Here is a 13,846-nt window from a genome sequence, read left to right as displayed (position 1 = left end):
AATCTATCTTCGCCCTTATGGCTGACGGGTTGGACGGGGTCGAAAACGGGTCAGAAGCCGCATTTCTACTAGGTGTGGTGCGTGAAGCGGGAACGGCGATCCGCGCCGCCAACTGCCCGCAGCAGGTCCTGGAGGAGGTCCTGGCGGCCGCGGGAAAGGTCCTGGGAACGGTCGGCGGGGCACTTCTGCTGCTCGACGCCCGCGAGGAGTTCCTGTTCCTCGCCGGAGCGCACGGACTTCCGGAGGAATTCCCCCTGCCCAGCCGGGCCATCGACCTCGAAGAGGATCTGACCGTCACCTATTCCGTCCGCAAGGACGAAGCGGTGTGGCTGGACAGCTTCGCCGAAAGACGTTCCCGCTATCCCCTTCAGCACAGCGCGCACGGCCGGGACGTCGTCTCGGGAACGCTTCCGCTGCGCTCCGGGGCGGCGATCGTGGGCGTCCTGTGGGCCACCAGGACCGAGGAGCGGGCTTTCACCGGGACCGAGCGGGCGGTCCTGGAGTGCCTGGCCGATCTGGCGGCCGAGGCGCTCTGCATCCTGACCGGCCGCCGCACCGCCCCCTGGGAGTCCGGCGACGGCCCGAGCCCCTTTGTGGAGGACAGTGTGCTGGAGGCGGGCACCGCCGAGCTCGCCGAGTTCACCTGGGACCTGTCCACGGACGTCATCCGCGGCGACGAGGCCCTGTCGCGGCTGCACGGGATCGCCCACCGGCCCGAGGGCCATCCGGTCGAGGACCTGGTCGCCGCGATCCTGCCCGCCGACCTGCCCCACGTCGCCGCGACCATGGCGAGGATCAGGACCGAATGCGAGGACTACCAGGTCCCCTACCGGGTCCTGGCCGGCGGCCGGATCCGCCATCTGGAGACCAGGGGACGCGTCGCCGGCACGACCGCCGGCGGAGAGCCCGCCGCGATGCGCGGGGTCGTCGCGGACGTGACCGCCGCCCACGCCCGCCGGGCCCAGGCCGAGCAGACCCTGAACGAGTACGTGTCCCAGACCCGGCAGCTCCGCGAGCTGGCGGCGGCGCTGGCGGGGGCCGGGCGGATCGACGACCTCGTCCGGGCGGCGCGCGGCGCCCTGTCCATGTTCGGCGCCGACGGCCTGCTCATCACCGAGCGGTACGGCGACCGGATGCACGTCGCGGGCTCGCACGGCCTGGACGAGTCCGAGCTGCACAACGTCCGGGACTTCCCGATCACCACGGTCGCTCCGCTCTCCGACGCGCTGGTGCGGCGCGTCCCGGTGTTCATGAACGACCTGGACGAGCTGCTCGCCGTCTACCCTCATCTCACGGACCACGCCGAGCGCCTCACCCGCGCCGCCTGGACGGCCCTCCCCCTTCCCACCTCCTCCGGGCCGCAGGCCGCCTGCATGATCGTCTTCCCGCACACCTATTCCTTCACGCCCGGGCGTCGTGCGCTGCTGGGGATCGTCGCCCAGCTCCTCGCGCAGGCCCTCGACCGGGCCCGCGTCTACCAGGCCGAACACGATCTCGCCGTCGCCCTCCAGCGCGACATGCTGCCGACCTCGCTGCACCAGCCCACCGGGACCACGGTCGCGGCGATCTACCGTCCGGCCACGGCAGGTCTCCAGGTCGGCGGCGACTGGTACGACGCCCTGCCCACCCCGAGCGGCGAGCTGGCCCTGATCGTCGGTGACGTCCAGGGGCACGGGGTGCAGGCCGCCGCCTTCATGGGACGGATCAGGACCGCGATCCTCGCCTACACCCACGAGGGCCACACCCCGGCGACCGTGCTGGCCCGCACGAACCAGCTCCTGGTGCAGCTCGCCGCGGAGCACCCCGCCGACACGGCCCTGTTCGCGACTTGCAGCTACGGCCGGCTGAACCCGCGCACCGGACGGCTCACCCTGGTCCGGGCCGGGCATCCGCCGCCCCTGATCCACTCACCGGGCGGTGCGGTCCGCGCCCTCAACAGCCCCGGCGGCCTGCCGCTCGGCCTGTTCCCCGGCCAGTCCTACCCCACCCACCGCACGACGCTGCCCCCGGGCGGCCTGCTCCTCCAGTACACCGACGGCCTCATCGAGAATCCCGGCACCGACCTCGACGACGGCCTCCAGCAGCTCGCGACCGCCCTCACCCAGGCGCCGCCCGAACTGCCCGGAGCCCTCGAGCACATCCTCGAGACCTGCGCCCCCGACCTGCACCGCGACGACATCACCGCGCTTCTCACCCGGCACGACCCCGTCTAGGGTCTGATTCAAGGCGGGGTCTCAGGAGCGGAGAGGTTCGATGACGCGGATGTAGTCGACCAGCCGGACGCCGACCTCGAAGGCCAGGTCGGGGCCGGAGTCCTCCGGGTCGGGCCAGGTCTCCGAGACGCGGCGCCAGAGCCGGTGGCCGAGGAAGTCCCCGGCCACGGGCTCGTCGCCGAGTTCGGCGCGCCACGCGCGTTCGTGGCCTCTCAGCCGGGCCAGGACGGCGTCGTTCTCCTCGGCTTTCGCGTACTCGGCATGGAAGCCGACCTCGAGGGCGAAGACCCGGGCCCCGGGGACTCCGTCGGGCCGGATGAGCTGGGCCTCGTAGTGCTCCCTGGCCGCCTCGCCGAACCACACCTTGATCCCGTTGTGCCTGACCTTGATCCGGGGTTCGCCGAGATCCCGCGGAACCGCGCCGCGCACCACGTCGCACACCTGCTCGAAGAATTCCCCGTCCACGCCCCGAGTCTGCCCCATCGGCCCGGTGGCCGGCACGGTCACCGGGCCGAGGACCGTCCCGGTCGGCGATCCCGGCCTGTTCCGGATGGTCCCGCCGGGTCGTCCGTCCCGGCGGGGCGGGCTGTCCGCCCCGCCGGGACGCTTCGTCGGTGCCGTCGCTCAGCCGGGGCTCAGGACAGCTTGGCGATCAGGGCGTCGGTGTCGCGGGCGAGGATCCGCCGCACCTCGGCGTCCGGGACCTGCTTGGTGTCGACGACCTCTTCCTTGAACCGGTTGAGCGCCTTGAGGATCTTGGGCTTCTTGCCGTCGGCCTCGGCGTCGCGGAGCTTGAAGAGCCTGTCCTGCAGCTTGTCCGCGGCCTTCTGGGTGAGCCGGTCCGCCGCGGCGAACCGGTCGACCAGGGCGCCGAGGTCCCCGCTGGAGGTGGTGACCGTGAAGCCGACGGACTGGACGGTCTCGTTGCCGGCGGCGTCGGCCGCGGTGACCTTCACCGTGTGGACGCCGAGGTCCAGCTCGTGGAGCGGGCGCAGCAGCCCGGACTGGTAGGCCTTCCCGTCGAGCGTGCCGGCCAGGCTCTTGACCCCCGACGTGGTGTCGGCGGCCTCCCAGATGATGCGCAGCTCCTCGCCGTCGCCGTAGGTTCCGCCGTCGGCGACGCCCGAGACCAGGAGCGTCGGCGCGGTCGCGTCGATCTTGATCGTGGCGGCCTTCTGGGTCTCGGTGTTGCCCGCCTTGTCGGTGGAGCGGTAGGCGAGGGTGTGGCTTCCGTCGCCGGTGACGTTCACCGGCCCGGTGTAGGGCGTCCAGGCTCCGGAGTCGAGGGAGTACTCGGTTCCGGCGATCCCGGAGGTCGCGTCGGCGGCCTCGAGGGTGACCGGCACGGCCCCCTTGCTCCAGCCGTCGTCGCCGGGTGCCGCGAACGCCGCCGTGGTGAGCGGTGCGGTGGCGTCCCTCTTGACCTCGGCGGTGCCGGTGGCGGTCCTCCCGTTCCTGTCGGTGGCCCGGTAGAGGACGGTGTGGCCGCCGTCGGCGCTCAGGCTGACGGGGTCGGTGTAGACGGCCCAGTCGCCGCCGTCGACACTGACCTCGATCTTGGCGACTCCGGCGGGGGCCTCGGCCGTCACGGTGAGCACGGTGCTGGAGACGTACCAGCCGCCGGTCCCGTCCGGTGCGGCCGGAAGGGTCGTGGCCGCCACGGACGGCCCCTGCTGAGCGGTGCCGCACTCGCCCGGCGCGGCGCCGGTCGCGTAGCGGATGCCGCCGACCAGGAGCTCGCGGAACCTGGCGTCGCCGTAGGACTCGACGGTGTGGCCGAGCCCGGTGTAGAACGACCGTCCCTGCTCCATGGTGTGGCACCAGGTGATGGGGTGGTCGCCCATGTCGCCGCCGGTGTAGCTGGTCTCGTCGAGCGACTGGAGCACGTGGACGCCGGCTCGCGGGTTGGCCTGGAAGTTGTACCACTCGTCGGTCCTGGTCCAGGTCGGGTCCAGGTGCTCGGTGGCGGGGTGGGTGCGGTCCTCGTTGACGACGACCGCGGACTGGATCGCCGGATGGCCCTTGAAGTAGGCGCCGACGAGCTCCTTGTAGTAGGGCCAGGAGTACTCGGCGTCGGAGGCGGCGTGGATGCCGACGTAACCGCCGCCGCCGTCCACGTAGGACTGGAGGGCCGCCTGCTGGTCGTCGTTCAGGATGTCTCCGGTGGTGCTGACGAAGACGACGGCCTTGTACCTGGCGAGGCCCGCTGTGGTGAAGGCTCCGGCGTCCTCGGTGGCGGTGACGTTGTAGCCGCCGTCCTTCGCCAGGTCCTTGATCGCCGCGATGCCCGCCGGGATGGCGTCGTGCCGGAAGCCGGCGGTCTTGGAGAAGACCAGGATCGGGTCGCCCGTGGGCGGCTCCTCCCCCTTGGTGAGGGTGAAGGTGTCGACGTCGAAAAGGAAGCCGGTGCCGGGTCCCTTGAACACCAGGAACAGCGGGCCGCTCGCGGTGCCCGTCAGGGCGGTCGAGACGTCCATGAAGGTCTCGAAGCCGCCGGTCACCGGGACGGTCAGGGTGCCCAGGAGCGTCCCGGTCGCCGAGCCCGAGCGGACCTCGATCGTGCCGCCGGCCCCGCCGGAGGAGACCCGGGCGCCGAAGGACCTCGCGTTCGCGGTGTCGATGCCGGCGTAACCGGTCCAGTCGCCGTCGTTGATGTACCCGACGGTGTGACCGCCGCCGGCCTCGGCCTTGTCCGCGAGCTGCACCCCCGAGTTCGACGTGAACGACTCCGCCTCGACCGCGGTGGACCGGGTGAGGGTGAAGGTGTCGACGTCGAACAGGTAGCCGTCGCCCTGGCCCTTGAACACCAGGAACAGCGGACCGCTCGCGGTGCCGGACAGGGCGGTGGAGACGTCCTGGAAGGTCTCCCAGCTCCCCGTCACCGGAACGGTCAGGGTGCCCAGGAGCATCCCCGTCGCCGAGCCCGAGCGGATCTCGATCGTGCCGCCCGCCCCGCCGGAGGAGACCCGCGCGGAGAAGGCGGTGGCGCCGAGGGTGTCGATGCCGGAGTAGCCGGTCCAGTCGCCGTTGTTGATGTACCCGACGGTGTGACCGCCGCTGGCCTCGGCCTTGTCGGCGAGCTGCACCCCCGAGTTCGACGTGAACGACTCGGCCTCGACCGACGTCGAGGGGTTCTCGCCGGTGTCGAAGGTGAAGGCGTCCAGGTCGTAGAGGTTGCCCTGGCCGGACGGGCCCTTGAAGACCAGGAACAGGGTCGTGGTACCGGCGGGGGCGCCGGACAGCGGGACGGTGAGATCGGTGAAGGTGTTCCAGTCGTCGGTGATCGGGACCGTCGCCGAGCCGAGGAGCGGGCCGTCGGCGGTGCCCGTCCTGACCTCGAGGGTGCCGCCCGCGCCGGCGGAGGCGACCCGGGCGACCATCTTCCGCGCGTCGCCGAGCGAGTAGCGGGGGAAGGAGATCCAGTCGCCGTTGTCGATGTAACCGGCGGTCTTGCCGCCCTCGGCGTTGCCGTGCCCGGCGAGCTCGACGCCCTTCATGGCGCCGTAGTGCTCGGCCTGGCGGTGCCGCGGCTGGAGGAAGTGCTGCTCGTGGCCCACGAGGCCGCCCGAATCGGTGTAGGAGGCGTCGAAGACCCCGAAGATGTTGGCGGCGGCGTCGTGCTCGCCGTCGCGCGGGACGGCGATGGTGCCGGTGCAGCCGTTCCGCGAGGTGATCTGGTGCTGGTGGCTGTCGTGCCCGAGCAGGTAGGTGAGGGTGACCTTGGAGCAGTCGATGGTGCCGTCCTCGGGGTCGGTGGCCCGGATCTCGAAGGGCACGGTGTCGCCGAAGGAGAACAGCCGGCCGTCCTCGGGGGTCACGAGCGTCACGGCCGGGGCGGTGTTGCCCGAGGTGACGATGACGTCGGCGCTGCCCGTCGCGCCCTCGGGGTCGGTGACGGTGAGGGTCGCGGTGAAGGTTCCCTCGTCGGTGTAGGTGTGGGCAGGGTTCGGGTCGGCGGAGGTCGCGCCGTCACCGAACGTCCAGGCGTAGGTGAGGGCGCCGCCCTCGGGGTCCCTGCTGCCGGCCGAGGAGAACGTCACGGCCAGCGGTGACGGGCCCGACGTCCTGTCGGCCGCGGCCTTGGCGACCGGGCTGCGGTTGCTGCCGCCGAGATACTCGACGCGGTAGAGGCCCTGGTCGTCGGAGCCGGTGCCGTAGTCGAGGACGTAGAGGGCGCCGTCGGGGCCGAACGCCATGTCCATGACCTGGGTGCCGGTCCACGGGAACGCGCTGATCTGGCCGGGGTGGCCGTCGTCCAGGACCTCGATCGCCTTGATCCAGCGGCGTCCCAGCTCTCCGGCGAAGTAGCGGCCGTCGAGGTAGGCGGGGAACTTGACGGTGGACTCGAGGCCGGCGTCGTACCGGTAGACGGGGCCGCCCATGGGCGATTCGGAGCCGCCGCCGAACTCCGGCGGGGTGCCCTCGTCGCCGCCGTACTTGATCCAGGCGGCCTTCGCGGGCGGCAGCGTGGTCAGGCCGGTGTTGCGGAAGGAGTTGTTGACGGGGGCCGCGCAGTCGTACGTGGCGGCGGAGGGTCCGCTGGGGAAGGTGTACTCGTTGTAGGTCTCGGCCGTGGTGTTGGTGCCGGTGCAGTAGGGCCAGCCGTAGTTGCCCGCCTCGGTGATCCGGTTGAACTCCACCTGGCCGCCCGGGCCCCGGTTCGGGTCGGTCGATCCTGCGTCGGGGCCGTAGTCGCCGAGGTAGACGATGCCCGTGGCCTTGTCGACCGACATCCGGAACGGGTTGCGGAACCCCATGCCGTAGATCTCGGGACGCGTCTTGGCCGTGCCGGGGGCGAACAGGTTCCCGTCGGGGATCGTGTAGGTGCCGTCGGCCTCGGGGTGGATGCGCAGGAGCTTGCCGCGCAGGTCGTTGGTGTTGCCCGAGGAACGCTGGGCGTCGAACTGCGGATTGCGGTCCGTGCGCTCGTCCAGCGGCGAGTAGGAGCCGGACTCGAACGGGTTGGTGTCGTCACCGGTCGTCAGGTAGAGGTTCCCCTGGGCGTCGAAGTCGATGTCGCCACCGACATGGCAGCACTGGCCGCGGTCGTTGTCGACCGTCAGCACGACCTTCTCACTCGCCAGGTCCAGCGTGCTGTCGGCCTTCAGGACGAACCGCGACAGGTTCAGATGACCCTTCCAGGCCGAGAAGTCCGTGCCGCTGGCGGGGGCGTCGCCGTCGGGGGTGGTGAGGCGGGGCGAGTAGTACAGCCACACGTACCGGTTGGACGCGAAACCGGGGTCCGCCGCGACTCCCTGGAGCCCCTCCTCGTCGTGGGAGTAGACGCTCAGCTTCCCGGCGACCTTGGTCGTGCCCGCCGGATTGGTGACGCGGACGGTGCCGTCGCGCGAGGTGTGCACGACCGAGCGGTCGGGCAGCACGGCGAGGGACATGGCCTCGCCGAGATCGCCGCCGCCGCTCGCCATGGACACCTGCTGGAAGTCCTCGGCGGGAATGGTGATGTCGGCGTGCTCCGCCGCGGGGTGCGCGGCCGCGGGGAGCCCCGGCAGGGACAGCGCGAGGCCGGTGGTGAGGGTGAGCAGGGCGGCGATCACAGATCGCGCCCTGTGTCGGGGGCGGGGTGACATGGAGTCCTTTCCTGACCGATCGGAGTCAGGCAAGGCGCGCGCCGTCGCGCTTGTTGCCACGAGTGCTCATTCGGTTGTCACTGGAGGGGTGCCGCCTCCAGGTTCCGCGGTGGTGAGCCGGTGAGCGGCTCCTAGGGGGTGGTCGTGATCTTGTGAGGGTCGTCGATGAGGTTCTTGATGACGACCATCGCGGCGCCGCGGGAGGCGGCGCCGAAGCCGAAGGTAGACGCGACGAAGCGGCAGCGGCCGTCGGTGCTCGCGACGCTCAGCCGTTCGAGCTCGGCCTGCGCGTGCGGGAGCAGCCATTCGGCCAGCGCGGAGAAGTAGCCGCCGACGACGATGACGCGGGGGTTGAAGAGGTTGGCCATGATGGCGCCGCCGAGCCCGAGCCAGCGGCCGACCTCGGCGGTGGCCCTCAGCATGCGCGGGTCCCCCTCGCCGAGGCCGCGGGCGATCTGCGCGGACCGCTCCTCGGGGTCGGGGACGGCCGCGCCGTCGAGGCCGTAGGCCTGGGAGGGCATGGCCAGCCGGACCAGCTCGGCGAGGCCGACCTTGGTCTCCCAGCAGCCGCGGCGCCCGCAGCCGCACAGGCCGCCCGCGGGGTCGACGGGCAGATGCCCGACCTCGCCGGCGAAACCGTCGGCTCCCCGGTGCAGCATGCCGCCCACGACGACGCCGCCGCCGACGCCTACCTCGCCGGTCAGGTAGATGAGGTCGGGCGTTCCCGCGGCGACGCCGGACAGGTACTCGGCGAAGGCGGACAGGTTGGCGTCGTTGTCGACGGTGATCCGGATCTCCGGCGATCCGATGGCGGCGGCGAGGTGGTCGGCGAGCGGCACGTCGTGCCAGCCCAGGTTGGGGGCGAGCCGGACGATCCCGCGGCCGACGTCGACGAGACCGGGGATGGCGACGGCGATGCCGACCGGGGCCGCGCCCGCGCGGCGCGTCGCCTCGATGGCCTCGGTGGTCGCGGTGCCGAGCCTGCGCAGCGTCCGGTCGGGGCCCGCGCCCACCGCGTCGAAGGCGAACCGCCGCTCGACCAGCGCCCGGCCGCTCAGGTCGGTGCCGTGGACGGCGATGTAGTCCACGTTGACCTCCAGGCCGAGCGCACCGATGTGGGCGCCGTGCAGGGCCACCCCTCGCCGCGGACGCCCGATGGCCCCCGCGTGCTCGGTTCCGGCCTCGCGGACCAGGCGCCGCTCCAGAAGCTCGGACATGAGGTTGGAGACCGTGGTCCGGTGCAGCCCCGTCGCATCCGCGATCTCGACCCTGGACATCGGGCTCTGCACCCTCAGCTGCCGCAGGACCAGCGAGAGATTGACGAGCCGCATCGCGGCCACGCTGGCGGGAACCTCCGCGGCCGGCTGCTGCCGTCGCCCCTCCGCCACGCCGACCTCCCTGTTTTGTAGTCGCCGTCAACTAAAGAGGTTTGTAACACGACCGTCATCGAGTCGCGAGGCCGCTTCGGATAACGAGTTGGCATCGCCTAAATTCGCGCAGTTCAGGCGAGGTGAACAATTACCGTTATGCGACCGTTACATACATGGGAGCGCTCCCGGACTTGTCGGGCCAAGTCCCGGATGTTTTAGTTCGGCCAGCCATGCGAACTAATCAGGGAGTGGTGTGAAGCACAGTCGGCCCGATGGCCGCACCGAGAATCCGAGGGGCCTCCGCCGATCACCGGCCGGTCCCTCGGACCAGGCGACCGTCCGGCGGGCCAACCTCTCCCTGGTCATGCGGCACGTCAGTGAGCACGGGCCGTGTTCGCGTTCGGCCGTCGCCGCGGCGACCGGGCTCAACAAGACCACGGTGACGAGCCTCGTCGGCGAACTCCAGGAGCGCGGGCTGATCAAGGAGACGGGTCCCCAGCACGCGGGGGCCGTCGGCCGTCCCAGCCTGGCCCTCGTCCTCGACGGCTCCAGGGTCGGGGCCCTGGGCTTCGAGGTCAACGTCGACTACATCGCCGCGTTCGCGACCGATCTCGCCGGCCGGGTCCTGCTCGACCGGCGCGTCGCCTTCGACGCGATGGGGGCGGGCCCGGACAGGTCGGTCGACGAGCTGATCCGCACCATCGAACGCGCCGTGACGGACCTCGGGCAGCGGGGCATCGCCCCCGCCGGGATCGCGGTCGCCGTCCCCGGGTTGATCGACACCGCCGCCGGCACCGTGGTGGTGGCCCCCAACCTGCACTGGCATGACGTCCCCCTGGTCGAAAGGCTCCTGCGCGCGGACATCCCCCCGGACGTCCCCGTCATGGTCGACAACGACGCCAACCTCTCGGCCATGGCCGAATACGCCTCCGGGGTCGCCGCGGGCACGTCCGACCTGGTCTACCTGACCGGTGAGGTCGGCGTCGGCGGCGGCGTCATCGCCGGCGGGTCACTGCTCGGCGGCGCCGACGGCTTCGCCGGAGAGGTCGGCCATGTGAGCGTCGACCCCGACGGCGAGCGGTGCGGCTGCGGCCGGATCGGCTGCTGGGAGACGAAGGTCGGGCTGGCGGCGCTCGTCCGCATGGCGACACCCGAGTACTCCTACGACGCCACCCATCAGATCGTCCACGATCCCGAAGAACGGCTCGCGGAGATCGAGCAGCGCAGATCCGAAGGCGACCCCCGGGTCGAGGCGGCCTTCGCCGAGGTCGGGCGCTGGCTCGGCCGGGGGGCCGCCATCCTGGTCAACCTCTTCAACCCCCGCGTGATCGTCCTCGGCGGGTACTTCGCCCGCCTCTCCGACCACCTCATCCCGCTGGCCGAGGCCGAGCTCGAGCGGCTCGGCATGGACCACGCCGCCCGCCGGTGCGGCTTCGCCGCCTCCGGCCTCGGCTTCGGCGCCGCCTCCCGGGGGGCGGCCGGGGTCGTGGTCGACCGCGTCCTCTCCCATCCCACGTCCATCGCCGCCTCCCCCTCCATCGCCCATTCACCACCCCCCGTGGAAGAAGGAGCACTGCCGTGAAGAAGAAGAAACCCACGCCGTCCTGAGAATTGCGGCCGGATTCTGAGAACGGCCGGTTCACCTCACCGTCAGGCACGCCGTCATCGCGGCGGTGCCGTTCGGCCCCTTTCGCGTCCGCGGCGATCGTGCCGCGGGCGATTCCGCAGCGGAGCGACGCCTTTTCGCCGAACGCGTTCTCGGCGTCCCCTCTTTTTCCGATCTTCCGCCGATCACCAATGATCGTCCCGTCCGCCCGTCCTCGTGTCCGGATCTGCGTCGGCATCGTCCACGCCGTTCTCGGTGCCGCCGCAGCGGTGCCCCGGGCCGGGACGTGCGGACGGGACTCCCTCCCCGGCCGCAGCGACCGTCACAGGAGAGATTTCCGTGCCGCAACCAGCCCCAGAGTCAGTGCCCCTCCTCCGCATGCGAGGAATCATCAAGCAGTTCCCCGGCGTGCGCGCGCTCGACGGCGTCGACCTCGACGTCCGCGCCGGTGAGGTGCACTGCCTGCTCGGCCAGAACGGCGCCGGCAAGTCCACCCTGATCAAGACGCTGGCCGGAGCGCACCAGCCCGACGAGGGCACGATCGAGTTCGAGGGCGCGACGGTCTCCCTCGGCTCTCCCGTCGCCGCGCTGCGCCTGGGCATCGCGACGATCTACCAGGAACTCGACCTGGTCGAGGGCCTGAGCGTGGCGGAGAACATCTACCTGGGGCACGAGCGGTCGCGGTTCGGCTTCACCAGCCCGTCCGGCGCGGAGGGCGCCGCCCATGAGCTGCTCCGCAGGCTCGGCCACCCGGAGATCCGGCCGTCGGCCCTGGCGGGACCGCTCCCCGCGGCCGCCAAGCAGGTCGTGAGCATGGCGCGGGCGCTGTCCTACTCCACCCGGCTCATCATCATGGACGAGCCGTCGGCGGCGCTCGCCCAGGACGAGACCGACAACCTCTTCCGCATCATCCGCGAGCTCACCGCGCAGGGTGTGGCCGTGGTCTACATCTCCCACCGGCTCGAGGAGATCCGCGCCATCGGCGACCGGGTGACGGTCCTCAAGGACGGCCGTACCGTCGCGACGGGGCTCGACGCCAAGACCACCCCCACCGGCCGGTTCGTCTCCCTCATGACGGGCCGCGCCGTGGAGCACGTCTTCCCGCCCCGGCCGTCCCGCGAAGCCTTCGACGACCGCCCCGCCACCCTGAGCGTCAGCGGGCTGACCTCCCCCGGGCACTTCCGCGACGTCTCCTTCGAGATCAGGGCCGGGGAGATCGTCGGCCTGGCCGGGCTCGTCGGCTCCGGGCGTTCGGAGATCCTCGAGGCCGTCTACGGAGCGCGTCACGCCTCGGGCACGGTCGTGCTCGACGGGAGGACCGTCAAGGGCCCACCGAGCAGGACGGTCCGCCTCGGCATGGGGCTCGCCCCGGAGGAGCGCAAGGCCCAGGGCCTGCTCCTCGACCAGAGTCTGCAGAGCAACATCACCCTGTCCTCGCTCGGCCGGTTCAGCCGGCTGGGCTGGCTCGACAGGTCCGCCGCCCGCCGCGAGTCCGAGCGGCTGATCAGGGAGCTGGACATCCGGCCCGCCGACCCGCACCGCACGATCCGCACGCTGTCGGGCGGCAACCAGCAGAAGGCCGTGATCGCCCGATGGCTGATCGACGACCGCAGGCTCCTGCTGCTCGACGAGCCGACCCGCGGTGTCGACATCGGCGCCAGGGCGGAGCTCTACACGGTCATCAGGCGGCTCGCCGACAGCGGCGTCGGCGTCCTGCTGGTCTCCAGCGAGGTCCCCGAGGTCCTCGGGCTGGCCGACCGGGTCTTGGTGATCCGCGAAGGCGAGGTCATCCACCAGGGGCACGCCGGCGACCTCGACGAACACACGATCCTCGACATGATCATGGAAGGAAGCAGAGCGGCATGAACGACACCGCGACCGCCAAGACCCCGAAGAGCCCCTCGCGGGGCACGGCGGCTCCGCTGGGCCTGCTGCGGGCCGTTCCGCACGGCGGGCTCATCGCCGGGCTGCTGATCCTGCTGGTCATCGGCTTGATCAGCTCTCCTGACAACTTCGCCACCTCCTCGAACCTCGTCAGCGTGCTCGCGCTGGCCTCCACCATCGGCGTCATCACGGTGGGGGCGACCTTCGTCATCATCGGCGGCGGCATCGACCTGTCGGTCGGCGCGGCGATGGCCCTCGCCTCGGTGTGGGCGACGACCGTGGCGACCCAGGAGTACGGGCCGGTCGTGATGGCGATCTGCGCGATCGCCGTGGGCACGGGCACCGGTGTCGTCAACGGGCTGCTGATCGCCTACGGAAGGATCGTCCCGTTCATCGCGACGCTGGCGATGCTGGTCGCGGCGCGGGGGCTGGCCCAGCGGATGTCGGACCGCAAGACCCAGCTGGTCTCGGCCGGCAACTCCTCGATCGTCGACCTGTCGACCGACCGGGTGCTCGGCGTCCCGATCCTGGTGTACCTGTTCGCGGCGATCGTCGCCGCGGGATGGATCGTGCTCAACCGGACCACGTTCGGGCGGCGGACCTACGCGGTGGGCGGCAGCCCCGAGGCCGCACGGCTCGCCGGGATCGACGTCCGCAGGCACACCGTGCTGCTCTACGCGCTGTCCGGCTTCTGCTGCGGCATCGCGGCGATCATCATCATGGCCCGGACGACCACCGGCTCCTCCACGCACGGCGACCTCTACGAGCTGGACGCCATCGCGGCCGTCATCATCGGCGGCACCCTGCTCAGCGGCGGCCGGGGCACGCTCATGGGCTCGATCCTCGGCCTGCTGATCCTCACCGTGATCACCAACCTCTTCATCCTCAACGGCCTGGACACCAGCGCACAGCTGATCGCCAAGGGCCTCATCATCCTCGCGGCCGTCCTGCTCCAGCAGCGCACGACCTCGGCCTGAAGCACCGCCCTCCACCCCCGAAAGAGAGATCTCATGTCCTCGAACAGCCCTCTCGCCAGACGCGGTTTCCTGTTCACCGGCGCCGTCGCGGGCGCGGGCGTCCTCGCGGCAGCCTGCACGAGCAACAGCTCCGATGACCCGAAGCCCGTCGCCGCGGCCGCCGCTCCCGGCGGCGACAACGACAAGCCCGGCACCAAGGTCGTCATCG

Annotated in this window: 7 protein-coding genes; 4 read left to right on the top strand and 3 right to left on the bottom strand. The window is 71.4% G+C overall.

Going from position 1 to position 13,846, the window contains the following annotated elements; translation table 11 throughout:
- Window positions 1-77 precede the first annotated feature (77 nt).
- Window positions 78-2,213, top strand: a complete 2,136-nt coding sequence (locus tag ABD785_RS37330; protein ID WP_344838422.1) for a GAF domain-containing SpoIIE family protein phosphatase — start codon at window positions 78-80, stop codon at window positions 2,211-2,213.
- Window positions 2,214-2,234: 21 nt separating this feature from the next.
- Here the strand turns inward: ABD785_RS37330 and ABD785_RS37325 are convergent, their stop codons facing one another.
- The 3 genes from ABD785_RS37325 to ABD785_RS37315 all read right to left on the bottom strand — a co-directional run bounded on the left by ABD785_RS37325 (window position 2,235) and on the right by ABD785_RS37315 (window position 9,189).
- The gene (locus ABD785_RS37325; protein ID WP_344838420.1) at window positions 2,235-2,678 is read right to left on the bottom strand and encodes a hypothetical protein; all 444 of its coding nucleotides are present in this window, start codon (window positions 2,676-2,678) and stop codon (window positions 2,235-2,237) included.
- 170 nt (window positions 2,679-2,848) lie between these two features.
- A complete protein-coding gene (locus tag ABD785_RS37320; RefSeq protein ID WP_344838418.1) occupies window positions 2,849-7,768 on the bottom strand; it encodes a carbohydrate-binding protein in 4,920 nt (1,639 codons plus the stop codon).
- 164 nt (window positions 7,769-7,932) lie between these two features.
- A complete protein-coding gene (locus tag ABD785_RS37315; protein WP_344838416.1) occupies window positions 7,933-9,189 on the bottom strand; it encodes an ROK family protein in 1,257 nt (418 codons plus the stop codon).
- Between the two features lie 235 nt (window positions 9,190-9,424).
- On the opposite strand from ABD785_RS37315, the gene ABD785_RS37310 reads away from it, so the two are divergent.
- The 3 genes from ABD785_RS37310 (at window position 9,425) to ABD785_RS37300 (ending at window position 13,638) form a co-directional block, all read left to right on the top strand.
- The gene (locus ABD785_RS37310) at window positions 9,425-10,753 is read left to right on the top strand and encodes an ROK family transcriptional regulator (RefSeq protein ID WP_344838413.1); all 1,329 of its coding nucleotides are present in this window, start codon (window positions 9,425-9,427) and stop codon (window positions 10,751-10,753) included.
- Window positions 10,754-11,155: 402 nt separating this feature from the next.
- The gene (locus ABD785_RS37305) at window positions 11,156-12,643 is read left to right on the top strand and encodes a sugar ABC transporter ATP-binding protein (RefSeq protein WP_344838410.1); all 1,488 of its coding nucleotides are present in this window, start codon (window positions 11,156-11,158) and stop codon (window positions 12,641-12,643) included.
- The gene (locus ABD785_RS37300) at window positions 12,640-13,638 is read left to right on the top strand and encodes an ABC transporter permease (RefSeq protein WP_344838408.1); all 999 of its coding nucleotides are present in this window, start codon (window positions 12,640-12,642) and stop codon (window positions 13,636-13,638) included. Before ABD785_RS37305 ends, ABD785_RS37300 begins: the two co-directional genes overlap by 4 nt.
- Window positions 13,639-13,846: the final 208 nt, after the last annotated feature.

The organism is Actinocorallia longicatena (assembly GCF_039534125.1).
In the GTDB taxonomy this organism is placed as follows: Bacteria; Actinomycetota; Actinomycetes; order Streptosporangiales; family Streptosporangiaceae; genus Actinocorallia; species Actinocorallia longicatena.
The sequence above is the reverse complement of the archived record's forward strand: the minus strand, read 5'-3'. Positions and strand labels throughout refer to the sequence as shown.

Excerpts from the sequence above, each read along its gene's own strand:
- ABD785_RS37300 (WP_344838408.1), top strand. The coding sequence starts at position 12,640 with ATGAACGACACCGCGACCGCCAAGACCCCGAAGAGCCCCTCGCGGGGC.
- ABD785_RS37305 (WP_344838410.1), top strand. The coding sequence starts at position 11,156 with ATGCGAGGAATCATCAAGCAGTTCCCCGGCGTGCGCGCGCTCGACGGC.